The following is a 24,590-nucleotide window of genomic DNA, read 5'->3' as shown; positions in this document are numbered from 1 at the left end:
AATTTCCTCCGCGAGGGCCGTCGATTCTCTATCGGCCTTTGCGCCAATATCCTGCAAAACTTCATCGACCAGTGGGGCATCACTTGGCCTGGGCGTTTCTGGCGGCGGTTGATCAGTCATCTTCTTGCTCCTTTGCCAACGAGTTTAGAAACAGCGGCCAATGAAAATTGTTCCGGAGCGAATGTCGTCCCTAGGACAATCGCCAGCAACTGAATTTCTCGCATCGGTGAAGTGGTGAGAGTGAGATGAGACGTTGATTGATGATGACGAAAACGCCGCAAAATCTAAGGGCCAGGTTTTACAGCGTGCGCAACGACGCTGCTGGGATCGGTAGCCAAAAAAGCAAAGATGTCGGCCTGTACGGGGCCTTCCTTATTTTTGCGAACGCAATACCAACCCGATTATGCGCGGCATGGTCGGGGATAAGCTCACGGTCGTTGTTCCGACCATTCCGTGATCCAAGACATCAGGCGCGCTTGGAGCGACGGGGCGCAGGAGCGGTGAGATCCTGCCACGGATCGGTCAGGAGACAATCATCATCGTTGGCGCACCACACGGCCCCGGGCCGGTGTTCGCTCTGGGCAACCGCGAAGTGCAGGGCCGATTCCCTGTCAGCAAAGAGTCCGCCGACCAGACGCTGCCTGTCGCAGACGATCCAGCATCCTTCCAGATTTCGACCAACGAGAAAACGGGTGCACGTTCTAAAACGATCGTGGCTTTTACGTGGGTATCGCATGATCTTCGCTTTCAGCAGCTGGCAGGCGCAGGCCTGGCGGATGCAGCATTGTTTGATGAAGAGTCGCTTGCTCAGATCCGCCAGTTGAGCGGCTGGGGTGCTTTTTCGATCGGCCTTTCGTCCGCGCCGAAAATCGCATCGGCTGGATCGCACGGGACTTCGCTGCCCGGATCGCCCAATCGGTCGAGCGCTATCCTGATCCGATCCGCCGTCTCTGCCGAAACAGGCACGAGCGGCAGACGCATTTCGTCATTCATGCCGCGCCGATATTTCAGGGCGTACTTGATGGGGCCGGGATTCGTGTCGAGGTCGAACGCTTTATAGACCCGCATCAGCCGCTGCTGAATATAATTGGCGGTGGACCAGTCGGGTTTCCGGCATGCATCGTGCAACGCGGCGAAGACGTGCGGCAGGACATTGGCAGTTACGGAAATCGTGCCGTCGCCTCCCGAAAGGTTGAAGGCGTGCGACGACGCATCATGCCCGGACAAAAGAATGAAACGGTCTTCGAATGCGCGGCGCATTTCCCCGACACGCCTGACTTCGCCCGTCGCGTCCTTGAGGCCGATAATGGAGGGGATCTCGGCAAGCCGCGCGAGCGTCCCCAGTGACAGGTCAATGCCGGTACGCGAGGGTACATTGTAGACGATGATAGGCAGGTCGACGCGCCCTGCGATCGCCTCGAAATGACGGACAATACCATCCTGGCTCGGCTTGTTGTAATAGGGCGTTACGACCAGCGCAGCGTCGGCGCAGCAGGATTGGGCGGCCAAGGTATGGGCGATCGTCAGTTCCGTACTGTTCGTGCCGGTTCCGGCGATCACGGGCACCCGTCCGCGCGAGGCTTTCACGCAGGTCCTGATGATTTTCAGCCGCTCGTCCCAGGCAAGCGTGGGGGCTTCGCCGGTTGTCCCGCAAGGAACCAGTCCGCTGATTCCGAATTGAATCTGCCAATCCGCAAGGGCGGCGAGGGCGTCGTAGTCGACGGCTCCGTGGTTGAAGGGGGTGATGAGGGCGGTCATCACGCCCTTTAATCGTGAGGGTTGCTCGGTTCTGCTGTTTATCATGGATTTGCTCATCGATTGTGATCGGCAACGACTCAAGCCCGATTGTGTCGGGACCGTAAGATAGCGGCTTGCTCAGATCATGTGGTTGAAGGCGACCCAAACGCGGAGCGCTATACAAACTGCGACGATGACGGCAAGGGCGATAAAAGTTGGCAAGTTCCGCCAATGTCCATGCTTAAAATCGGCGGCGGGCTGGCAACGGTATATTACCTTCGTTAGTCGCTCAGACATTCCAGGCACTCCTTTGTTGAGTACGTGGCAACAGGTATCATGGGGTCGGATAGGCTTTCTATTCCGGCTTCAAGGCAAAATATCAGGAATTCATAAAAATCGGTCGTCGCCCTCTCGGTTGTGCAAATATGCGTCATTTTCACGATCGACGTTAACTTGTGCTCTGGCAGACGCTTGGTTACGGTGAACAACCACAAAACAGGTTTTCAATGAGCAAAATCGAATTCGACCACACTTATAGCCGGCTGCCGGACAAATTCTTCATCCGCACGTTGCCTACGCCCGTCGCGTCTCCGAGATTGATTAAACTGAACCATGATCTCGCACGACAGCTAGGTCTCGAGGATCAGTGGTTGAGCAGTGCAGAGGGTATCGACATGCTGGCGGGAAATAATGTTCCGCAAGGCGCTCACCCCATTGCCACCGCATATGCAGGGCATCAGTTTGGTCATTTCGTCCCTCGACTGGGCGATGGTCGGGCGATCCTCCTCGGCGAAGTCATCGATCGAAACGGCGTCCGCCGTGATATTCAGTTGAAGGGTTCGGGACGCACGCCTTTTTCGCGGGGCGGAGACGGACGCGCGGCGCTGGGTCCTGTGTTGCGCGAATACATCATAAGTGAAGCAATGAATGCCCTGCGGATTCCAACAACCCGCGCGCTCGCTGCCGTTCTGACCGGAGAAACGGTTGCACGTGAGACGTCTCTGCCCGGTGCCGTTCTCACCCGTGTTGCGTCCAGTCATATAAGGATTGGCACGTTTCAATTTTTTGCCGCACGGGGTGATATTGAGGGAGTTCGTACTCTCGCGGACCACGTCATTGCCCGGCATTACCCCACGGCGGCAGAGGCTGAAATGCCCTATTTGTCGCTCCTGGCCGAAGTGATCGGAGTCCAGGCTTCGCTGGTTGCGCAGTGGATGTTGGCCGGATTTATCCACGGAGTGATGAATACAGACAACATGTCTATCGCGGGCGAGACCATTGACTATGGTCCATGTGCATTCCTGGACAATTACGATCCGGCGACCGTTTTCAGTTCCATCGATCATGCGGGCCGCTACGCGTATGGTAACCAGGGGCCGGTCGCTTTGTGGAACCTGGTGCGTATGGCAGAGACACTGCTCCCGTTGTTAGCGGACGATCAGGACAGGGCGGTGTCCCTGGCCCAAAACGCGCTAGCCACCTTCGACGCACAATTCGAGGCGGTGTTTATTACGGGGATGCGAAGTAAGGTTGGTTTGTTCACCGAAGAAGAAAATGACCTGACGCTTATCAAAGAACTGCTCGACATAATGACCAGGGGGCAGGCGGACTTTACTTTGACGTTCCGCTATCTGAGCCATTCTGCCGGGAACGCTACGGAGGACGAGGAACTGCTCAGCCTGTTTGCAGAACCTGGCGTATTTGTGGAGTGGCTGGCACGCTGGCGGTCGCGCATCTCGCGCGAAGCGCAGACAGGTTCTGAGCGCCGGAATGCAATGCTCCACGTCAATCCGCGCTTCATCCCGCGAAACCACCGCGTCGAAGCGGTCATCACCGCAGCGGTCCGGAATAATGATTTCCGCCCGTTTGAAGAATTGCTGACAGTTCTCGGCCAACCCTTCGAGGACCAACCGGAATTCGCACATTACGCAGATCCTCCGAAAATCAACGAGCGCGTCCTTCAAACGTTTTGCGGCACTTGACGTCTCGTTCCTTCAGAAGAAATAGAGGGTTGCTCCACAAATTTGAGCCTCCAAGCGTGCTTGGACGAGCACTAGGTGACGGTGGCTGACGCAGTCGTCGGATCACATATTTCGGCTTTGGCAGGCCGATGGTCCGCCGATCACAAACAGAAGAGACCGATTGTGCCGTGCTAGAAATGTCAATTCGTGTCAATATTGTTGATGCTATCAACACGAGTCCGTAAGGGGGCTTTCAGGTCACGTGCACCGGGCCGCACTTTAAACTCCATCGTACCAACATGCGAACGAACGCAGTTGCGGCAAAAGGCGTGTAACGGTATGAAGTTATGAAAATTGAAACGTTCTGTTCGAAGCTAGGGGAGCCCTTCTACCGTTTCGGTTCCATGGACAGCCGAAGCGAGGCACATCTACGGCAAGCGAATCTTCAGCCGAACGCGTTGCTCGATAGATTTCATCAAGTTTATTCTGGAGGGTAGCGTGCGTCACAGACCTAAAGCGCGTACCAACAACGTCATACAGAAAACGCTACCTCGCGAAAGGGCCGATCTGAATATCAACACTTAGTTGACGAACCGTACAATAACGCCAGGCTTCACCATTCCAGCTAGCTCCTCGGCGTCCCAGTTGGTCAGACGAATGCAGCCATGCGATCCAACTTTGTCGATAAGTTCGGGATCAGGCGTTCCATGAATGCCGTATGTTGGCTCGGTTAGATCGATCCAGACAGTTCCGACCGGTCCATTGGGGCCTTTGGGGATCGTGAGTATCTTATTGTTCTTCCCTTGCTTAAAGTTGACCTTTGGATTGTATCTGAACACGGGCATCCGCGCGACGCCCCTCACCTTGTGCGTACCCTTTGGAGAAGGATTATCCTCGCTGCCAACTGTCGCGGGATATGCCGCTAGTATGGCGTCGCGCCTGTCGTAAGCCGTGACCTGCCCAGCGGTCTTGTCGGCTTCGATGCGGACCACCTTTCCATGGCGCGGGGGACCGGGCATCGCCACCTGGACCGTATCCCCGGAAGCGAAATCAGAACCTGGATTGAGCGTAGTCAAAAGGTCGATATGCATGTGAAAACGCTCTGCCAGTTTTTCGGCGACGCTGGTGTATCCCAAGCTGGGCATCTTCGCCTTTTCGCCGTAGTCCACGGAAATATGGTCCACGAGACCTTTCAGGTCATCGTCCGTCACCGTGTAGGTGCCAATAATCGGGCCCCCTGTCTCCAGCCTGCTGACAACATCGGGGTCGATCGCACCGTCCGGAGGCATCCCCATCATATTTTCGAAACTTGTCACCGCCTTGGTGACGTTTGTTCCATCAAGGCCGTCGATCACTCCCGGCGACACACCTGCGCGGTCTAGGAGAACCTGCAGACGGACGATCGCTGGATCGGGATCAGATATTGATTTGGAAGCGGGCCCCGCAGTAATTGTGGAAAGTGAAGCAGAATTGATCGCGTCGGGTGTTACCTCTGCAGCTTCACCGACGATGACGGAAACGATCAGAAAGAATGTGGACATTCCAACAATTGTTTTCATGTCGTTCAAATGGAGTTGGTGATGAAGATGTTCCAAAAATAAGTTTCTTGTGAAGTTACAACATCTTCATAAAGTTTCGTGGTTCGAAAGTCGCGTCATCGCTCAGCAGGAACCGCACGTTCCGCAGACAGGTCCGATTCTGCTCCTGGAAAGGGCCGCTCGTACGCCGACGTCACGCCGACCAACTGGCCGGGCTGCCTCCCGAACACCTGCACCATTTTGAATGTTCGATAATCTTCATACACGGCCGCAATGTAGGGGCGGCGTTTCCGGATTCCGAATCATTAAATCGCACTTTATTTTTTTTGCGGGTCCGGCGTGGCCCGATCCGCCATTTCGCATTTACATGGGCGGGTCGGGCCGGCTGATGTTGGCCTATCAACCAATGGAAGCCTGCGCTGCCATGGTTAAAATATGGTGAAAGATGTATGCGTTTCCAATGGGCTACTTAGCTGATAATGCCGCTCGGTGGGCTGTACTTCGGAGGCGTGACGGCTTCTACAACGACAACTCATGTTCCTTGGCGCGCCATAAGGCATCGATCGTTGCCGGAATTTCCACCAGATTATTGAAGGCCCAGGGTTAGCGCCGTTTTGTCCTATCTGGACTATCTCCAGTCGGAGGTAACCGATGAGTTCGCTTATCGCCTCATCGATCTCCTTGAAGTGTTGCACTGTCATGATGCTCAGTGGGCCTTTCGAAGATGTGAGAAAGCTCCGCCAGATCGTCTGAGTATATTCGATAGTTTTGTCCAATCGCGTGATGGTCTCGGCTCAAGCGCGTGGGCGGCCAAGAGTTCCTCTGGCGATGCGAAGTTATCTTTTCTGGTGTCACGACTGCCGCGTAAGCGGGTCACTACGTGCTTTAAACGCTTCATGATGCTATCTCCTGAAAAAGATTAAAGTATTTAGATGCCTCGAAAAGGCATTCTGGCGAATGCGAGACGTCAGCAATGTTTTGGATAGCAACTAGTTAATACGAAATTGAGGTTTAACTAAGTTTTACCACAGGGTCCACCATGGGAAACTAGCTCTGCATGCCGTGAGGCCCGACGTTGACGGGGTACAGCGCTTCTCGCCGAGCCTCGGCCGGAGGTTGGGCTCTCCGACGTGGCCCAACGCCACCACCCTTCACAAGTTCCAGCTCTAAATCGAACTGCCTAGTTGCCTTTGGCGGGCAGCCTTTGCAGCGCGTGGGTTTACAACCCGACAGGTCGGATGTGTTGCTTACAGACGCTGCTGGATTGTGAATAGAGAGCCTGGTTGGTGCTTATGACGGCAACCAAGCCAGGCTCGCGCTGAATACTCGGCAGAGGTCAGCGGCCAAAAATAGCTGTTACTATAGCGCGACGAAAGATGTCTTTGGGCGAACTGGGATTTAAGCACGTGGCCTGAGCCGCCGATACGAAGCAAGTAAGGCCGGCTTATCAAGCATCAAATCTTTAGCCGGTCGCTTTGAAGGTTGTCGCCAAGGGTTAGACGCCTCGGATATCGTTGCGACAGCCGTTGATGACGTTTTTTCCCCAAGGGCGACCGGTTGATGTAAAGTCCGAGGTAACCCAGAGGAGGACCGGTGAGATGCCCATACAAGGGCCACCAAGTTGTGAGGAATATGCCGATCGAACCATTGATTGTCAAAAGGCTCTGGAGCCGCGGTTCCGCGAGGCGCTGGAGCAAAAAACCGAGCTGTTGGACATTTTGGAGGAAGCGACATCGGTAGGGTGGAGCCGCGAAGAGTCGCTGCTTGCCTTGAATGAATTGTTGGCTGCCCAGACAAAAGAGGACGATGCGCTTGAGGCTGAGGAAGAAGGTTCCCCCAAGAAAAACAGCCATCAGCCTGAGTGATTGGGCTAGGCAACTTTAAACCGATAGTCGCTCAATCGGTCCTTGTGTCTGGATGGCCTCCGTGGTCTATCGATCGCCATTTGAAGCGCTCCCATCGTCGGCAGCAGTACGGCGTCTTTTCGCACGCTGCCGGGCTAATTACCGCTCGCGATTCTTAGCATACCAGGCGTTTTGCTCGCTCGGCTTCCTTTGCTATCTGCTCACGGGAGCCACCGCTGCACACGTTCAGATGATCCTTCAAAAGTTGCCTCGAAGACCGATGACGCAAGCACGGCACGCAAGTGAAGGATAGCGGGCCCTACGTTTCTGAAACCGTGTTTCCGTCGAGCGGGCACAATGAGGGATTGGTCGCCAGTTACAATAAAACGTTCGTCAACTATCCACATCTCCGCTTCACCTGAGACAACGGTAAGTACTTCCTCGACCGCATGCCAATGGGTCGGAGCGCCAACGGCTGGCGTTACCCATTGCTCAAATATGCAAAGCTGCGTTGCACCTTTGCGGGCCGAGACCTGCATCTGCGTCTTTACTCCTACTCGCCAGTCTTCAAATGGTTGGTCTCTATGAGCGATGGTCGTCATCAGAACAGATCCCTTTTTGACAATCCAGACATCAAGTCATCAACAGCTGGCCCCAGCGAGGCTGTCGCTACTCTTGTTCGGGCGGGCTTACGCGCAGTCGGTTTGCGAAGGAACGGCCCCGGTTGCATCCGCCGCCAAGTTCTTCAGATCGAAGTTCAGGTATTTTGCCACAAGCTTAGAAATAGTCATCATTGGTGTCGGCCAGGGCCTGATTGGTCGCAGCGCCCCTGCCTTCGATCATCGCCTCGCTACACGAGCACCCGCACTCGCTGGAATGTCCTGTAATCCTCTTAAGCCACGGTCGGAAATATAGGACCGGTGTTTCGGGAATCCGAAGCAATCAATTTATTCATTGAGGGAACAGTAGCCTGTCTGGACGCTTGTTGATATGCGGTCACTTCAACAGGAGCTATAGGCACAATGCCAATCTTTCATTTCGCCTATCACGAGGGAGACGGGCTTCCCATCGAAGTGGTCGAAATGGAGTGTGTCGATGGTGAAGCCGCCCTTCACGCTGCCGCAGAAGCCGCTCGCGACAATATCCATGAAGCTGTCGGGAAGAATATCGATCCTTCGAAGTTCTTGGTCCATGTATATGATGATACAAGCAGGCTTATCGGCACGATGCGCATTTCTGACGTTATGACCGCACCTGGCGGGTGATAGTCGCGCACGGCTGACTGTTTTGTCGTTTGAGGCACAGATTGGGCGATTCGACCATACTACGTGTCATTTGATTATTTGATTTTGCAACGCTGTGGACACATCAAACACCCCATCAAAACAAGTCAAAAAGAGTTGCACACCTCAACGGGTTGATCTAAGACTTTAGCCGGAGGAGAATTCTCGTGGGGAAAATGACGCTTGAAGACGTCGCCCGAGAAGCCGGTGTAAGTCTCGCAACGGTTGATCGCGTCGTGAACGGGAGGATGGGCGTGCATGCACGCACCATCGAGCGCGTCAATGCGGCCATAAAACAGCTTGGTTTCCTGTCGGACCCACATGCCTCGCGCCTTGCACGCGTGCGTGACTACGACTTCCGCATCATTCTGCCGACCGGCGAAAACGAATTCATGCAGAGCCTCGCCGCCGAGTTTCGCGCAACACGCGAGCGCCAGCTGCAGGAGCGCGTGCGACTTTCGATCGAGCATGTCGATACCTTTGACGGCGTCGCCGTTGCAGCGGCGCTGGAAAGCCTTCCTTCCGGAATAGATGGCGTCGCCGTCGTCGCGCTTGATCATCCGGCCGTGACCGAGGCGATCAACGCGCTCGCCGATTCCGGGGTCGTTGTACTGACACTCGTATCGGACGTTCCAAATTCCCGCCGCGCCCACTATGTCGGTATCGACAATTTTGCTGCCGGTCGCACGGCAGCCTCGCTCATTGGCCGCTTTGTCGGGCCGCGCAAGGGCAAGGTCGGCATGATCGCGGGGTCGCTCGCCCTGCGCGATCACATCGAACGCCAGTTTGGCTTTGAGCAGATCATTTCACGCGAGTACCCGAACCTCGAAGTATTGCCGGTGCGCGAAGCCCGCGACGAGAACGCCCGCGTCGAAGCGGCGGCAGGCGCGCTTTTGAAGGACCATTCGGATCTTGTCGCAATCTATAATGCCGGCGGCGGACAGGCGGGCGTGATCAAGGCGCTTGAGGCAAGCGGCCACGTCTCCGACGTGATTTTCGTTGCCCACGAACTGACGCCCTCGACGCGGCGGCATCTGGTGCGTGGCACCGTCGATGCGCTTATCAACCAGGATGCAGGCCATATGGCGCGCAGCACCGCACGCATCCTGACGGCGCTGCGCGAGGGACGCCCCATCGTTCCGGGGCAAGAGCACATTCGCATCGATATTTTTCTCAGGGACAACATGCCCTGACGGCAGGAGACTTAAGGGAGGAATTCATGAAGACGATCAAAGGACCAGCCATTTTTCTCGCACAGTTCGCGGGAGATGCGGCGCCATTCAATTCCTTCGATGCCATCTGCGGATGGGCCGCATCCCTCGGTTATAAAGGGGTGCAGATTCCGGCTTGGGATGCGCGCTTGATCGACCTGAAGAAAGCGTCGGATTCCAAGGATTATTGCGACGAACTCGCCGGTACGGCGTCGGCGCATGGCCTGACCATCACCGAGCTTGCCACCCATCTTCAGGGGCAGCTCGTGGCGGTTCATCCCGCCTATGACGAAATGATGGATGGATTTGCGGCACCGGAAGTGCATGGCAATCCCAAGGCGCGTCAGGAATGGGCGGTTGATCAATTGAAGCGCGCTGCGCGGGCGTCAAAACATCTCGGCCTGAAATCCATGCCGACCTTCTCCGGCGCCCTTGCATGGCCGTATATTTATCCGTTTCCGCAGCGTCCGGCCGGTCTGGTCGAAACAGCGTTCGATGAACTTGCCAAACGCTGGACCCCCATCCTCAACTATCTCGACGAGCAGGGTATCGACGCCGCCTATGAAATTCATCCTTCGGAGGACCTCCATGACGGCATAAGCTACGAAATGTTTCTGGAGCGCGTGAACAATCATACGCGTGCCAATCTGCTCTACGATCCCTCGCATTTCGTACTGCAGCAGCTCGACTATCTCGACTACATCGATATCTATCACGAGCGGATCAAGGCGTTCCACGTCAAGGATGCAGAGTTCAATCCGACGGGACGCCAGGGTGTCTATGGCGGGTTCCAATCATGGGTCAACCGCGCCGGTCGCTTCCGTTCGCTGGGCGACGGTCAGGTGGATTTTGGCGCGGTGTTCTCGAAATTGACCGCCCATGATTTTGATGGCTGGGCCGTTCTGGAATGGGAATGCGCGCTGAAGCACCCCGAGGATGGTGCACGCGAGGGCGCCGAGTTCATTATTGCGCATCTCATCCGTGTGACCGAACGCGCGTTCGACGACTTTGCCGGAGCCGGCACCGATGAGGCCGCAAATCGCCGCATACTTGGCTTGAAGTAAGGGGAACGAGATGGTCATCGGAGCATCGAAGGAAAAGCCGGCGTCACGCCGCATTCGCATCGGCATGGTCGGCGGCGGGCAAGGCGCCTTCATAGGGGCGGTGCACCGCATCGCCTTGCGTATCGACGACCAATATGAGCTGGTCGCCGGCGCGCTGTCGTCCGATCCGGAACGAGCCAAGGCTTCGGCACGCGAGATCGGCATCGCCGAGGACCGCGCCTATACCTCCTTCGAGGATATGGCCAAGCAGGAGGCCAAGCGGTCGGACGGCATCGAGGCGGTTTCCATCGTCACGCCCAACCACATGCACGCGCCAGCCGCCAAGGCATTCCTGAAGGCCGGCATTCATGTCATCTGCGACAAGCCGCTGACGACGACGGTGAAGGAAGCCAAGGAACTGGTCTCGCTTGCCGGCAAGAGCGGCAAGCTGTTCATCCTCACCCACAATTACACCGGGTACCCAATGATCCGACAGGCGCGGGCCATGGTGGCAAAGGGTCTGCTCGGCGACCTGCGCGTAGTGCAGGCTGAGTATCCGCAGGACTGGATGACCGAAAAGACCGAGGCCACGGGTTCCAAGCAGGCTGAATGGCGCGTCGATCCGAAACGCTCGGGCGCTGGCGGAGCCATCGGCGATATCGGCACGCACGCGTATAACCTTGCCTGTTTCGTTTCGGGGCTGAAGCTGAAGCAGCTATGTGCCGAGTTGACCAGTTTCGGCGAGGGCAGGGTGCTCGACGATGACGTGCAAATCCTGCTCCGCTTTGACGGTGGAGCAAAGGGCATGATCTGGGCAAGCCAGGTGGCGCCCGGCAACGAAAACGGGCTGAAGCTGCGCGTCTATGGCACCAAGGGCGGTCTCGAATGGACCCAGGCCGACCCGAACTATCTCTGGTACACGCCATTCGGCAAGCCCAAGCAATTGCTGACCCGGGGCGGGGCGGGGGCTTCGCCCGAGGCGGCGCGCCTGACGCGCGTGCCAAGCGGCCATCCTGAAGGCTATCTGGAAGGTTTCGCCAATATTTACAGCGAGGCGGCGCAGGCGATCATCGCTGCGCGCACCGGCAAGAAGGCACCAAAGGATGTAGTATTCCCAACCGTGGAAGATGGTCTCATAGGCATGGAATTCATCGAAGCCGCGGTGAAATCGTCGAAAGCCGGCGGCGTCTGGACGAAGGTGTGATGGGCAATCGGCAGGACAGAGGGCGGTGCCAATCATGAGCGTGGCATCCACAGGAGAGACCAGCACTTCGCTCCCCGTCCTCGAGGCGCGTGGCATCGCCAAGGCATTCGGCCCGGTCGAGGTCCTGACCGATATAACCCTGTCGGTCATGCCGGGCGAGGTGCATGCCATCATCGGCGAGAATGGCGCTGGCAAGTCGACCCTGATGAAGCTCCTGAGCGGCCATCTTGCACCGACGCGTGGAACGGTGGCGATTGACGGAGAGCCCGTCATATTCAACGGTCCCGTAGATGCGGAACACCGCGGCCTCGTGCTCGTCCACCAGGAGATTTTGCTCGCGCCGGATTTGACGGTTGCCCAGAACATCTTCATGGGCCGGGAACTGAAGCGCGGTCTAATGGTCAACGACCGCGAAATGAACCGCCAGTCCGCAGAGGCGGTTCGCAGCCTCGGTGCAGAGATTGAGCCGACGACGCAGATTGCGCGGCTATCGATTGCCCGCCGCCAGTTGGTCCAGATCGCGCGCGCCCTGCAGGTGCCGCATCGTGTCGTCATCTTCGATGAACCCACTGCCTCGCTGACGCCCTTCGAGACGGAAGCCCTGCTTAAGGTCATCCGCGACCTGCGCGACAAGGGCGTCGCCGTGCTCTATATCTCGCATCGCCTGCCGGAAGTCGCGGCGATCGCCGACCGCATCACCGTGCTGCGCGACGGCAAGCTGATTGCAACCCGCAATGCGGCTGAACTGCAGCCAGTCGACATGGCACGGCTCATGGTCGGGCGCGACATGTCGAAGCTCTATCCCGAACGGGAGGATACTGCTACGCGGCAAAACGTTCTCGAGGTAAAGAATTTTGACGTGCCGGGCTATGCAAGCGATGCGAGCTTTGTCTTGCGCAAGGGTGAAATCCTCGGCTTTGCAGGCCTGATCGGCGCTGGGCGCACGGAATTGTTCGAGGGTCTTGTCGGCCTGCGCACTGCCCATGGCGAGGTCAAACTCAATGGCAAGCTGGTCAAGTTTCACAGCGTGCGCGACAGCATGGCAGCGGGCATCGTTTACCTGAGTGAGGATCGCAAGGGCAAAGGCCTTTTGCTGGCGCAAGACCTGCGCACCAACCTGACGCTGGCGACGCTCGGCAAATTTACCAACGGGCCGCTCATCGAGCGCAAGCGCGAGGACAAGAGCCTCGACAAGGCAATCGCTGATTTCGACATCAGGGCGCGCCGGCGCGACCTTCTTGCTGGACAGCTTTCAGGCGGCAACCAGCAGAAACTGCTCCTTGCCAAGATGATGCTGCTCGAGCCGAGCATCGTCATCATTGATGAGCCGACGCGCGGTATCGACATCGGCACCAAGGAACAGATCTACAGGTTCATTGCCGATCTCGCGAAGGCAGGCAAATCCGTCGTCGTCATATCCTCCGAAATGCAGGAACTCATCGGCATCTGCCACCGCATTCTCGTCATGCGTTCGTCGCGCATTGTCGGCGAGGTCACCGGCGACGCGATGACGGAAGACGAGATCGTCGTCTACGCCACCGGCGTCAAGATCAACGAAGCAGAGCTTTACAGTGCGGGGAACGCATGAGCGACACCAAGGTAATCACCGACACACGCGGTTTTGGCCGCAAACTGGCGGATCTCGACAAGACGGCGATTGCGCCATTCCTGGCGTTGGCGGCGCTGTTCGTCCTCGGCGCGCTCGTCAATCCGAACTTCCTTTCGATCGACAATTTGCTCAATGTCTTAACGCGCTCGTCCTTCATCGCCATCATTGCCGCTGGCGCGACTTTCGTGATTTCCGCGGGCGGGCTCGATCTTTCGGTCGGATCGATGGCGGCGCTCGTCGCCGGCATCATGATCCTGTTCCTGAATTCAGGTGCTGTTGATGGCGACATGGCGATGCTTGCGGCCGGCGTAGTTGTCGCCATCGGCGTCGGTGCGCTGGCGGGTCTGCTCAACGGTGCTGTGATCACCATCGGCAAGATCGAGCCCTTCATCGTGACGCTTGGCACCATGGCGATCTTTCGTTCCGTGACCGTGTGGCTGGCGGATGGCGGCTCGATCGCCATGAAATCGATCGCGATGCGCAACATGTTCCGCCCCGTCTACACCGGCGTGTTTCTCGGCCTGCCGATACCGGTCTGGATCATCATCATCGTCGGCGTTCTTGGCGCCTTCATTCTCTATAAGACGTCCTTTGGCCGCCACGTGATTGCTGTTGGCTCGAACGAAGACGTCGCGCGCTATTCGGGCATTCACGTCAATCGCGTACGCGCCATGACCTATATTCTTCAGGGCATTTGCGTCGCCATTGCGGTCGTCGTCTATGTGCCGCGTCTCGGCGCAGCGACGACGACAACGGGCATGCTGTGGGAATTGCAGGCGATCACTGCCGTCGTCATCGGCGGTACGGCGCTGCGCGGCGGCGTCGGCCGCATCTGGGGAACGATCTGCGGCGCCTTCATGCTGGAAGTCGTCGGCAACATCATGGTGCTCTCCAATATTGTCAGTGAATACCTGATCGGTGCCGTTCAGGGCACGATCATCATCATCGCCATGCTGGTGCAGCGCACGCTGCAGAAGAAAAAGGCGTGACGCTGGCAGAGGCAAACCGGTGGCAGGGCCACCGCAACGAGACCGGACGGGGGAACAGGGCCACCCACCGCGCCGCAATCAAGGCCCGAGCAGAAAATTGGGAGAAGACAAATGCGTAAACTATTGATCGGTCTTGTTGGAGCGGCGCTCGCTTCGACGATGACCTTCGCCTACGCGCAGGACAAGAAGGTCAATATCGCCGTCTCTATACCTGCGGCCGACCACGGCTGGACCGGCGGCGTCGTCTATCATGCAGAACGGGCCGCCAAGCTTCTAGAAGCCGCTCACCCAGGCCTGAAGATCACCATCAAGACTTCGCCGGACGGTGCTGCGCAGGCAAACGCGCTCGAAGACCTGACCACACAGGGCATCGACGCGCTGGTAACCCTGCCGCACAATTCGGACGAACTGACTGATCCAATCCGTGCGGTAAAGGAAAAGGGCGTCTTCGTGACGGTCGTTGACCGCGCTCTTTCCGATCCGACGATCCAGGATCTCTATGTTGCCGGCAACAATCCGGAGCTTGGCCGCGTCGCCGGCGAATACCTCAAGGATACGTTGAAGACCGGCGACGTCGTTGTCATCCGGGGCCTCCCGATCGTCATTGACGAAGAGCGCCAGAAGGGTTTCGACGATGCGATTGCCGGCAGCGGAATCAAGGTTCTCGACAAGCAGTTCGGCAACTGGTCGCGCGATGATGCCTTCAAGATCATGCAGGACTATCTGACCAAGTTCCCGAAGATCGACGCCGTATGGTGCCAGGACGATGACATGGCAGTTGGCGTGCTCGAAGCCATCGATCAGGCTAAGCGCACTGACATCAAGATGGTCATCGGCGGCGCCGGTATGAAGGACATGATCAAGCGCGTTGCCGACGGCGACAAGATGACCCCGATCAACGTTCTCTACCCGCCATCAATGGTTGCAACGGCGATGGAACTGACGGTTGCGAACTTCTACGATCAGGTTCCGGTGCGCGGCAAGTACATCCTCGACGCAACCCTTGTGACCAAGGACAACGCCAAGGAATTCTACTTCCCGGATTCACCGTTCTGATTAAGGCTGATCTGTCCAGCTTGCGATCGAAAGGCCCGCAAGGGCCTTTCTTTTTGACTGAAATCCGGGTCCAGCGATGTTGTCTGACTTTCGATTGATTGACTTGATCTGAGTGTTCGGATTAAATATGAATATATTTATCAAGTTTATTGAACGGCGGCCGACGCGGGTTGCCGTTCAACGAAAGGCCCAAAATGTCCCGCCGCCAGATCATCGACCTTCAGGTCCGCCTTCCAAATCCTGTCTCGCGACCTGCCGCGCCTGTCCAGCCATCAGCACCTGAATTCCGCGTTCTAGGTAGTGATGTGCTTTTCAAAGGCAATAAGGAAGTTGGTATCGAACATGGCGGCTCCTTGTATCGGTTGAAGATCACGCGCCAGGGCAAACTCATTCTCAACAAGTAACCGAGCGATTCCTATGTCTCGGACGAGCCTCGGGAGGGCCGCGTGGCAGGGTGGTGCGCGCCTGCGGCGTTGCGACATTTTTTGCCGCCATTAGAACTGACTTGTTGACATAAAGATATCTTTATGTGACCTTGGCGCCTCTCTAAAAATCATTATGAGGCATTTCGAGTCATGGGTATTGCATCTGGAACCATTGGCGAAAAATTGCTCGGCCCGGAAGCGGCACCCCGCGACGGCTCCGAGGTTTTTGCAGCGCTGACGCAGGCAGCAAAAGAGCGAATCCTCATCCTTGACGGCGCTATGGGAACTCAAATCCAGGGCCTCGGCCTGAAGGAGGAAAATTTTCGCGGCGAGCGTTTCGCCGATTGCGCCTGCCACCTCCAGGGCAACAACGATCTTCTCATCTTGACCGAACCGCAGGCGATTGAGGACATCCACTACGCCTATGCCATGGCCGGCGCGGACATCATCGAGACCAATACTTTTTCCTCGACCACGATCGCCCAGGCCGACTACAGCATGGAGGATGTGGTCTATGAGCTCAATCGCGATGGTGCCCGGCTTGCCCGCCGCGCCGCGCTGAAGGCGGAGCAGAAGGACGGCAAGCGCCGCTTCGTTGCGGGCGCGCTCGGACCGACGAACCGCACGGCATCGATATCGCCTGACGTGAACAATCCGGGCTACCGCGCGGTGACGTTCGATACCCTGCGGGCGGCCTATGCCGAGCAGGTGAGGGGGTTGATCGACGGTGGCGCCGACATCATCCTCATCGAGACGATCTTCGACACGCTGAATGCCAAGGCTGCCATCTTCGCGACGCAGGAAGTCTTCGAGGAAAAGGCAATCACCCTGCCGGTCATGATCTCCGGGACCATCACAGATCTTTCCGGACGCACCCTGTCGGGACAGACGCCGACCGCCTTCTGGTACTCCGTACGTCATGCCAGGCCCTTCACCATCGGTCTCAATTGTGCGCTCGGGGCCAGTGCCATGCGCGACCATCTGGCCGAGATCGCGGCAGTCGCCGATACGTTCGTGTGCGCCTATCCCAATGCAGGACTCCCGAATGAATTCGGTCAATATGACGAGAGTCCTGAAGCGATGGCGGCGCAGCTCGAAGAGTTTGCCAAGGACGGCCTGCTGAATATTGTCGGCGGCTGCTGCGGATCGACTCCGGAACACATAAGAGCCATTGCCGAAGCGGTCGGCAAATACAAGCCGCGCGCCATTCCCGAGACCGAAACCCATATGCGGCTATCCGGCCTGGAGCCATTCACGCTGACCAAGGATATCGCCTTCGTCAATGTCGGCGAACGCACCAACATTACCGGCTCGGCGAAATTCCGGAAGCTGATTACCGCAGGCGATCTGCCAGCGGCGCTCGATGTTGCGCGCGACCAGGTCGCAAATGGCGCGCAGATCATCGATATCAACATGGACGAGGGACTAATCGACAGCGAGAAGGCCATGGTCGACTTCCTCAATCTGATCGCCGCCGAACCTGACATTGCACGGGTGCCGGTAATGATCGATTCGTCGAAATGGGACGTGATCGAGGCCGGGCTCAAATGTGTCCAGGGCAAGCCGCTCGTCAATTCTATCTCGATGAAGGAAGGTGAAGACGCCTTCATCGCCCACGCAAGGAAGGTTCGCGCCTATGGGGCGGCCGTCGTCGTCATGGCGTTCGATACCGAGGGCCAGGCCGATACGCTCAAGCGCAAGGTCGAGATTTGCACGCGCGCCTATGAACTCCTGATACGGGAGGCTGGGTTCGCGCCTGAGGATATCGTGTTCGACCCGAATATTTTCGCGGTCGCTACCGGTATCGAAGAGCACAACGGTTATGGCGTCGCCTTCATCGAAGCCACACGGCAGATCACGCGGACCTTGCCGCACGCTCATATTTCCGGAGGCGTTTCCAATCTTTCCTTCTCGTTCCGTGGGAATGAACCGGTGCGCGAAGCGATGCACGCCGTTTTTCTCTACCATGCCATTCAGGCCGGCATGGACATGGGCATTGTCAACGCCGGACAATTGGCGGTTTACGAATCGATCGATCCGGAACTGCGCGAGGCCTGCGAGGATGTGGTCCTCAACCGGCGCAATGATGCGACTGAACGCCTGCTCGACCTTGCCGAGCGCTACAAGGGCTCGGCCGGCAGGGAAGCACGCGAGCGCGATCTTGCCTGGCGCGAATGGAGCGTCGAAAAGCGGCTCGAACACGCGCTCGTCAATGGCTTAACCGAATTCATCGAAGCCGACACCGAAGAAGCGCGTGCACGGGCCGAGCGCCCGCTTCATGTCATCGAGGGACCGCTGATGGCCGGCATGAACGTTGTCGGCGACCTGTTTGGTTCCGGCAAGATGTTCCTGCCGCAGGTAGTGAAATCCGCCCGCGTGATGAAGCAGGCCGTCGCCGTGCTGCTGCCCTACATGGAGGCGGAGAAGCTTGCCAATGGCGGATCGGGAAAACGCGAAAGTGCCGGCAAGGTGCTGATGGCGACCGTCAAGGGCGATGTCCACGACATCGGCAAGAACATTGTCGGCGTTGTCCTCGCCTGCAACAACTACGAAATCATCGATCTCGGGGTCATGGTGCCGTCAACGAAGATTTTGCAGACGGCGCGCGACGAGAATGTCGATATTATCGGCCTTTCGGGCCTTATCACCCCCTCGCTCGACGAGATGGTGCACGTTGCGTCCGAACTCGAGCGCGAGGGCTTCGATGTTCCGCTGCTGATCGGAGGCGCAACCACGAGCCGTGTACATACGGCGGTCAAGATCAATCCGCGCTACAGCAATGGCCAGACCGTATATGTGACCGATGCAAGCCGGGCGGTGGGTGTCGTCTCGAACCTTCTGTCGATCGATGCGAAGCCCGGCTATGTCGATACGATCCGCACGGAATATGAGAAGGTTGCGGAAGCGCATGCCCGCAACGAAGCTGACAAGCAAAGGTTGAGCCTCGAAAAGGCGCGTAGCAACGCTCATAAGGTTGACTGGTCGTCCTATCAGCCGCCCGAGCCGCAATTCACGGGCACACGCGTTTTCGAAAATTACGATCTTGCGGAAATTGCCCGCTACATCGACTGGACGCCTTTCTTCCAGACCTGGGAGCTCAAGGGTCGCTATCCTGCGATCCTGCAGGACGAGGCACAAGGCGAGGCGGCGCGCCAGCTCTTTGCGGATGCGCAGGCGATGCTGACAAAGATCATCGATGAGAAGTGGTTCAATCCAAAGGCCGTCATCGGGTTCTGGCCCGCAGGGTCCGTCGGGGATGACATTCGCCTCTTTGCCGACAACGCCCGCGATAAGGAGATCGCAACGCTGTTCACGCTGCGCCAGCAGCTTTCAAAACGCGATGGCCGGCCGAATCTCGCTCTTGCTGATTTTGTCGCGCCGGTGTCGAGCGGTGCACAAGACTATGTCGGTGGCTTCGTCGTCACGGCAGGCATTGAGGAAATCGCCATCGCCGGACGGTTCGAGCGCGCAAATGATGATTATTCCTCGATCCTCGTCAAAGCGCTCGCCGATCGCTTTGCCGAAGCCTTTGCCGAACTCATGCACGAGCGCGTCCGCAAGGAATTCTGGGGCTATGCGCCGGAAGAAACATTTGCGGCGGATGAACTTATCGGCGAGCCCTATCGTGGCATCCGTCCCGCTCCCGGCTATCCGGCGCAGCCGGACCACACAGAAAAGGATACGCTGTTCCGTCTGCTTGACGCGGAAGACAAGATTGGCGTGCGGCTGACGGAAAGCTATGCGATGTGGCCGGGCTCCTCCGTGTCGGGCATCTATATCGCTCACCCGGAATCCTATTATTTCGGCGTTGCCAAAGTCGAGCGCGATCAGGTGGCTGACTATGCGAAGCGCAAATCCATGCCGGTTGAAGAGGTTGAGCGTTGGCTGGGTCCGATCCTCAACTATGTTCCGGGCCCCCGCGTTCAGGCGGCGGAGTGAAGGTAATGGCGCGGCGGGGCGCCCAGCATGCGTTTGAACATGGTCGTGAAGGCGGGAACGCTGTAGCCGAGATCGAGTGCGACGCTGGTCACAGGTTCGCCCTCGGTAAGGCGGGGCAGGGCCGCGAGCAGACAGGCCTGCTGACGCCACGTCGAGAGGCTTAATCCTGTTTCGCGGCGGAACATACGGGTAAACGTGCGCCGGCTCATGCCGAGCCGGTCCGCCCAATTGTCGATATTGGTGTGCGGCGAGGGATCTTTCAGGAAACCCCGACAGAGCATGGCAAGCCGCCGATCCTCGGGAAACGGCAGGCCAAGTGGGCGCTCCTCAAGGTTCGGAATCTCATGCAACAACAGTCCCATGACGAACATCGTGCGTTCTTCCGCCTGCCTCTCGGGCGCAACGGCGACTGCTTCGCGAATGAGATTGTCCATCAGCGGTGTCAGGCCGACGACGTGCAGGTGATCCTTCAATCCCGCCACGGCATCCGGCCGCACATAAATCGAATGCATCGAAACATCGCCAAGCATGTCAACCGCGTGTTCGACGCCGGCCGGCAGCCACAGCGCGTGGTGCGGAGGCACCATCCAGCGGCCGAATTTCGTGGTCACCATCGCGACGCCGGAAATTGCGTGGAGCAATTGCGCCTGGATATGGTGGTGGTCGGGAATGTGGTGGCCTGACGGATAAAGCGTGGCCAGCGCGAAAACATCGCCCTCGGCCTGCTCCAGCCATTGCAGCCGCAACCGGTGCAACTGTTCGAGCTCCAATCCGGCGGCATTACGCGCAACAAAGGTTTGGTAACGCATGTTTTGGCCCACTTGCGAAAGAATTGGACCAAACCACGAAAGCAGGTTGATGGCAACCGATATATCAGTTTGAAAAAGGGCGGGGCAATCCTTGCGACGACGCCCTTGTTTTTCGATGGAACGCCTTGATGACCGATACGACCTTGCCCGCACAGCGGACCTCCGCTGACACGACCGTCTTTGCGATAATTTTCGCCGTCAGCTTCTGCCATTTGCTCAACGACATGATGCAGTCGCTGCTTGCCGCGATCTATCCGATGCTCAAGCAAAATTACGGTCTCGATTTCAAGCAGATCGGCTTTCTGACGCTTACCTTCCAAGTGACCGCCTCGCTGCTGCAGCCCATCGTCGGAACGTATACCGACAAGCGGCCCATGCCGTATTCGCTCCCGGTTGGCATGGCGTTTTCGCTCGTCGGCCTCGGACTTCTTTCTGTGGCGACCCACTACGCGATGCTTCTTGCCGGCGCAGCCTTCATCGGCATCGGTTCATCCATTTTTCACCCGGAATCCTCGCGGGTGGCGCGTCTTGCCTCGGGCGGCCGCCACGGTCTTGCGCAATCCTTCTTTCAGGTGGGCGGCAATTTCGGTACCGCACTCGGTCCGCTGCTCGCAGCTTTCATCGTGCTGCCTCGCGGCCAGCAGAGCATTGCGTGGTTTTCCGCCGCGGCCCTCATCGGAATGATCGTCCTTTATCAGGTCGGCAACTGGTACCAGCGCTATCGCAAGGCCAACGCGAACAGGCCGGCTGCAAGCAAGCAACTCAAACTGCCGCGCGGCAAAGTTGCCATGTCGCTGATCATCCTGACCTTGCTTGTCTTTTCCAAGAACATCTATCTCGCAAGCATATCGAGCTATTACACATTCTATGTCATCCACAAGTTCGGGATCTCGGTGCAGCAGTCCCAGATGATGCTGTTCCTGTTCCTTGGCGCAGCGGCAGTCGGCACCATTGTCGGCGGGCCGATAGGCGACAAGATCGGCACGAAAGCCGTGATCTGGTTCTCGATTCTCGGTGTCTTGCCCTTCACGCTGATCATGCCCTATGCGGACCTCTTCTGGACAGGTGTCCTCACGGTCCTGATCGGCCTTATCCTGTCGTCAGCCTTCCCTGCGATCGTTGTCTTCGCTCAAGAACTGGTACCGGGCCGTGTCGGCATGATTGCCGGCATCTTCTTCGGCTTCGCCTTCGGCATGGCCGGCATAGCGGCGGCGGTGCTCGGTTTCGTCGCCGACAACAAGGGCATCGACTACGTTTACATGATCTGCTCGTTCCTGCCCTTCCTCGGCCTGCTCACAATCTTCCTGCCGAGCATGAAGGAAGTGCGCGGCGAACAGGCTTAACAATTGAAGGCCCGGCATTATCCGGGCCTTTTTCTCGATCAGCCAGATCCTGGGCTCTGCTGACGCCGAATGTCAGGAGAGGTGGTTTGAAAATCCCGGCTTAACCCCATATAAGGAACACCATTCCCCTGGCGACCTCCGCCAAAGGGTTTCGTTTCGCGCGCCGCATTCAAACCCAAAGTCCTCCCCGGGAAGCTTCATGTCGTCAGCCATTTCCGTCTCCAGCCTCAACAAAACCTATGAGTCCGGTTTTGAAGCGCTGAAGAATATCAATCTCGCTATCCGCCACGGCGAAATCTTCGCACTGCTCGGGCCGAATGGCGCAGGCAAGACGACGCTGATCAGCACGATTTGCGGCATCGTCAATCCGACCTCCGGCACGATCCTCGCCGATGGTCACGATATCATCAAGGAATACCGCGCGGCGCGTTCCAAGATCGGTCTCGTCCCGCAGGAGTTGACGACGGATGCATTCGAGACCGTCTGGGCGACGGTCAGTTTCAGCCGCGGCCTTTTCGGCAAGCCGGCCAATCCCGCACACATCGAGAAGATCCTCAAGGAACTTTCGCTATGGGACAAGAAGGACAGCAAGATCATGACGCTCTCGGGAGGCATGAAGCGGCGCGTCATGATCGCCAAGGCGCTGTCGCACGAGCCGGAAATCCTTTTTCTCGATGAGCCGAGCGCTGGCGTCGATGTCGAATTGCGGCGCGACATGTGGAATGTGGTGCGGGCGCTACGGGAATCGGGCGTCACCATCATCCTCACGACGCACTATATCGAGGAGGCCGAACAGATGGCCGATCGCATCGGCGTCATCAGCCATGGCGAGATCATTCTCGTCGAGGAGAAGGACGCATTGATGCGCTCGCTCGGCAAGAAGCAGTTGCGCCTGCTTCTCCAGGAGAAACGCGAGGAAATACCCGAAGCTTTGGCGGCCTACGGGCTTGAACTTTCGCCTGACGGCAGCGAACTCGTTTATCACTACGATACGCGCAAGGAACGAACGGGCATTACGGCGCTCCTGAAGGATCTCGACAAGGCGGGTGTCCGCTTCAGCGATATTCAGACGCGGGAAAGTTCGCTCGAGGAAATTTTCGTCAACCTGGTGAGGGAACGCAAATGAACCTTTACGCGATCAAGGCGATCTATCTCTTCGAGATGCATCGCACCTGGCGCACGCTCATGCAGAGCGTCATTTCGCCGGTTCTGTCGACGAGCCTTTACTTCGTGGTTTTCGGTTCGGCGATCGGCGGCCGTATCCCCGAGATCAACGGCGTAAGCTACGGTGCGTTCATCGTGCCGGGCCTGATCATGTTGTCGCTGTTGACGCAGAGCATTTCCAACGCGTCGTTCGGCATCTATTTCCCAAAGTTCGTCGGCACGATCTACGAACTCCTCTCGGCACCTGTCTCCTACGTGGAGATCGTGATCGCCTATGTCGGGGCTGCGGCGACGAAGTCGATCATTCTCGGGGTGATCATCCTTGCGACTGCGGCGCTTTTTGTACCGCTGCGCATCGAACACCCCTTCGTGATGCTGCTGTTCCTGGTGTTGACAGCGGTAACCTTCAGCATGTTCGGTTTTATTATCGGCATCTGGGCTGATGGCTTTGAGAAGCTGCAGCTCGTGCCGCTGATGATCATCACACCGCTGACGTTTCTCGGCGGTAGTTTCTATTCGATCGACATGTTGCCGCCATTCTGGCAGACCGTGACGCTGTTCAATCCGGTGGTCTATCTTATCAGCGGGTTTCGCTGGAGCTTCTTTGGCCTTTCGGATGTGCATATCGGAACGAGCCTTGTCATGACAGCCGTGTTTCTCCTCGCGTGCATTCTGATCCTGCGCTGGATATTCAGGACGGGGTACAGGCTGAAGAGCTAAGTGGTTCGTTCGCCAATGACATGCAGACAATTTCGGCCATCCCGTACTGCATCGGTTACGAGGCGCCGATCAAAGGTCGCCAATTTCCCTTGGTGTGCCTGAGCAAGCGCCAGGAGGTATGTATCCGTGACCTGACCGGCATTCAACAGCCGCGACGGATCAATGGAATTGTCCATCAAGCTGATGTCATCTGGCCAAAAGACATGACCCGGAATGGCACGTAATCCGGCCAGAAGCGCAACAACCGCGGCTGGCGTGCCCGGTGAGTTAGGGTAGCGGGCGCTGCTGATAATACGGATCGCACCGTTCTCGGTTATTGGGCAAGTGGCCCAACTGGACCGTCCAATATCAGCAAACCACTCATGTGCAGGATCGTGATGGACATGTGCGGGATCGAATAGGGCAATCAGCACATTGACGTCCAGGAGATATGGCGTCACGGCAATTCATCGCGAAGTTGGTTCACCTGTTCCATCGTTACCGGTGTGGAATTGGTGCCTGCTGGCAGGAGCGGCACGCCGTTTCGCATCGCTTGACGTGCCGTTGGAGCTTGCAGACCTTTGCGGGCGAGTGTCGATATGACTTCACCTACAGTTTTGCGCTGGCGCTCCGCAAGGCCCTTGGCCGCCGCGAGGACGTCATCATCAATTGCAAGCGTTGTTCGCATCGTCTTGCCCCTCATCACGCATCAAACATCACGCATCATATATGCGAG

Annotated in this window: 20 protein-coding genes; 14 read left to right on the top strand and 6 right to left on the bottom strand. The window is 57.5% G+C overall.

The window, feature by feature from the left end; all coding sequences use genetic code 11:
- Window positions 1-807: 807 nt before the first annotated feature.
- On the bottom strand, window positions 808-1,803 hold the full coding sequence (dapA, locus tag AC1DNI_RS15165) for a 4-hydroxy-tetrahydrodipicolinate synthase (protein WP_477692430.1): 996 nt from the start codon (window positions 1,801-1,803) through the stop codon (window positions 808-810).
- Window positions 1,804-2,243: 440 nt separating this feature from the next.
- On the opposite strand from dapA, the gene AC1DNI_RS15160 reads away from it, so the two are divergent.
- A complete protein-coding gene (locus AC1DNI_RS15160; protein WP_477692429.1) occupies window positions 2,244-3,719 on the top strand; it encodes a protein adenylyltransferase SelO in 1,476 nt (491 codons plus the stop codon).
- A gap of 560 nt (window positions 3,720-4,279) precedes the next feature.
- Here the strand turns inward: AC1DNI_RS15160 and AC1DNI_RS15155 are convergent.
- Complete coding sequence (locus tag AC1DNI_RS15155) at window positions 4,280-5,257, bottom strand: L,D-transpeptidase family protein (protein WP_477692447.1); 978 nt, start codon at window positions 5,255-5,257, stop codon at window positions 4,280-4,282.
- 1,577 nt (window positions 5,258-6,834) lie between these two features.
- On the opposite strand from AC1DNI_RS15155, the gene AC1DNI_RS15150 reads away from it, so the two are divergent.
- Window positions 6,835-7,101 carry a hypothetical protein gene (locus AC1DNI_RS15150; protein ID WP_477692428.1) on the top strand — a complete coding sequence of 89 codons (267 nt, stop codon included), beginning with the start codon at window positions 6,835-6,837 and terminating at the stop codon, window positions 7,099-7,101.
- A 200-nt stretch (window positions 7,102-7,301) separates the two neighbouring features.
- Here the strand turns inward: AC1DNI_RS15150 and AC1DNI_RS15145 are convergent, their stop codons facing one another.
- Window positions 7,302-7,619 (bottom strand): cupin domain-containing protein, encoded by a 318-nt coding sequence (locus tag AC1DNI_RS15145; protein WP_477692446.1) that lies wholly within the window; start codon window positions 7,617-7,619, stop codon window positions 7,302-7,304.
- Window positions 7,620-8,102: 483 nt separating this feature from the next.
- Here AC1DNI_RS15145 and AC1DNI_RS15140 point away from each other — a divergent pair, with 483 nt between their 5' ends.
- From AC1DNI_RS15140 to metH, 9 genes are all read left to right on the top strand, one after another.
- Window positions 8,103-8,345, top strand: coding sequence for a DUF6894 family protein (locus AC1DNI_RS15140; RefSeq protein WP_477692427.1), 243 nt, complete (start codon window positions 8,103-8,105; stop codon window positions 8,343-8,345).
- Between the two features lie 194 nt (window positions 8,346-8,539).
- Entirely contained in the window at window positions 8,540-9,556 is a 1,017-nt protein-coding gene (locus tag AC1DNI_RS15135) for a LacI family DNA-binding transcriptional regulator (RefSeq protein WP_036814676.1), read from the top strand.
- Between the two features lie 26 nt (window positions 9,557-9,582).
- A complete protein-coding gene (locus AC1DNI_RS15130) occupies window positions 9,583-10,638 on the top strand; it encodes a sugar phosphate isomerase/epimerase family protein (protein ID WP_477692426.1) in 1,056 nt (351 codons plus the stop codon).
- Between the two features lie 10 nt (window positions 10,639-10,648).
- A complete protein-coding gene (locus AC1DNI_RS15125) occupies window positions 10,649-11,821 on the top strand; it encodes a Gfo/Idh/MocA family protein (protein WP_477692425.1) in 1,173 nt (390 codons plus the stop codon).
- Window positions 11,822-11,855: 34 nt separating this feature from the next.
- Entirely contained in the window at window positions 11,856-13,409 is a 1,554-nt protein-coding gene (locus AC1DNI_RS15120; RefSeq protein ID WP_477692424.1) for a sugar ABC transporter ATP-binding protein, read from the top strand.
- The gene (locus AC1DNI_RS15115) at window positions 13,406-14,419 is read left to right on the top strand and encodes an ABC transporter permease (protein WP_477692423.1); all 1,014 of its coding nucleotides are present in this window, start codon (window positions 13,406-13,408) and stop codon (window positions 14,417-14,419) included. The genes AC1DNI_RS15120 and AC1DNI_RS15115 overlap by 4 nt, the downstream gene beginning before the upstream one ends.
- 111 nt (window positions 14,420-14,530) lie before the next feature.
- The gene (locus tag AC1DNI_RS15110) at window positions 14,531-15,475 is read left to right on the top strand and encodes a substrate-binding domain-containing protein (RefSeq protein WP_027232299.1); all 945 of its coding nucleotides are present in this window, start codon (window positions 14,531-14,533) and stop codon (window positions 15,473-15,475) included.
- A gap of 194 nt (window positions 15,476-15,669) precedes the next feature.
- Complete coding sequence (hemP, locus tag AC1DNI_RS15105; protein WP_477692422.1) at window positions 15,670-15,879, top strand: hemin uptake protein HemP; 210 nt, start codon at window positions 15,670-15,672, stop codon at window positions 15,877-15,879.
- A 171-nt stretch (window positions 15,880-16,050) separates the two neighbouring features.
- A complete protein-coding gene (gene metH / locus AC1DNI_RS15100) occupies window positions 16,051-19,839 on the top strand; it encodes a methionine synthase (protein ID WP_477692421.1) in 3,789 nt (1,262 codons plus the stop codon).
- Here the strand turns inward: metH and AC1DNI_RS15095 are convergent.
- Window positions 19,824-20,648 carry an AraC family transcriptional regulator gene (locus tag AC1DNI_RS15095; protein WP_027232296.1) on the bottom strand — a complete coding sequence of 275 codons (825 nt, stop codon included), beginning with the start codon at window positions 20,646-20,648 and terminating at the stop codon, window positions 19,824-19,826. The genes metH and AC1DNI_RS15095 overlap by 16 nt on opposite strands.
- Before the next feature lie 128 nt (window positions 20,649-20,776).
- On the opposite strand from AC1DNI_RS15095, the gene AC1DNI_RS15090 reads away from it, so the two are divergent.
- The 3 genes from AC1DNI_RS15090 (at window position 20,777) to AC1DNI_RS15080 (ending at window position 23,875) form a co-directional block, all read left to right on the top strand.
- Complete coding sequence (locus AC1DNI_RS15090) at window positions 20,777-21,991, top strand: MFS transporter (protein WP_027232295.1); 1,215 nt, start codon at window positions 20,777-20,779, stop codon at window positions 21,989-21,991.
- 199 nt (window positions 21,992-22,190) lie between these two features.
- A complete protein-coding gene (locus tag AC1DNI_RS15085; protein WP_477692420.1) occupies window positions 22,191-23,117 on the top strand; it encodes an ABC transporter ATP-binding protein in 927 nt (308 codons plus the stop codon).
- A complete protein-coding gene (locus AC1DNI_RS15080) occupies window positions 23,114-23,875 on the top strand; it encodes an ABC transporter permease (protein WP_027232293.1) in 762 nt (253 codons plus the stop codon). Before AC1DNI_RS15085 ends, AC1DNI_RS15080 begins: the two co-directional genes overlap by 4 nt.
- On the opposite strand, the gene AC1DNI_RS15075 is transcribed toward AC1DNI_RS15080, so the two are convergent.
- Together AC1DNI_RS15075 and AC1DNI_RS15070 are read right to left on the bottom strand one after the other, a co-directional pair.
- Window positions 23,872-24,315 carry a TA system VapC family ribonuclease toxin gene (locus AC1DNI_RS15075; protein ID WP_091951185.1) on the bottom strand — a complete coding sequence of 148 codons (444 nt, stop codon included), beginning with the start codon at window positions 24,313-24,315 and terminating at the stop codon, window positions 23,872-23,874. The genes AC1DNI_RS15080 and AC1DNI_RS15075 overlap by 4 nt on opposite strands.
- Complete coding sequence (locus tag AC1DNI_RS15070) at window positions 24,312-24,542, bottom strand: CopG family transcriptional regulator (protein WP_477692419.1); 231 nt, start codon at window positions 24,540-24,542, stop codon at window positions 24,312-24,314. Before AC1DNI_RS15070 ends, AC1DNI_RS15075 begins: the two co-directional genes overlap by 4 nt.
- Window positions 24,543-24,590: the final 48 nt, after the last annotated feature.

This window comes from Phyllobacterium sp. 01N428 (assembly GCF_056399405.1).
This window is presented reverse-complemented; position numbering and strand designations above follow the sequence as displayed.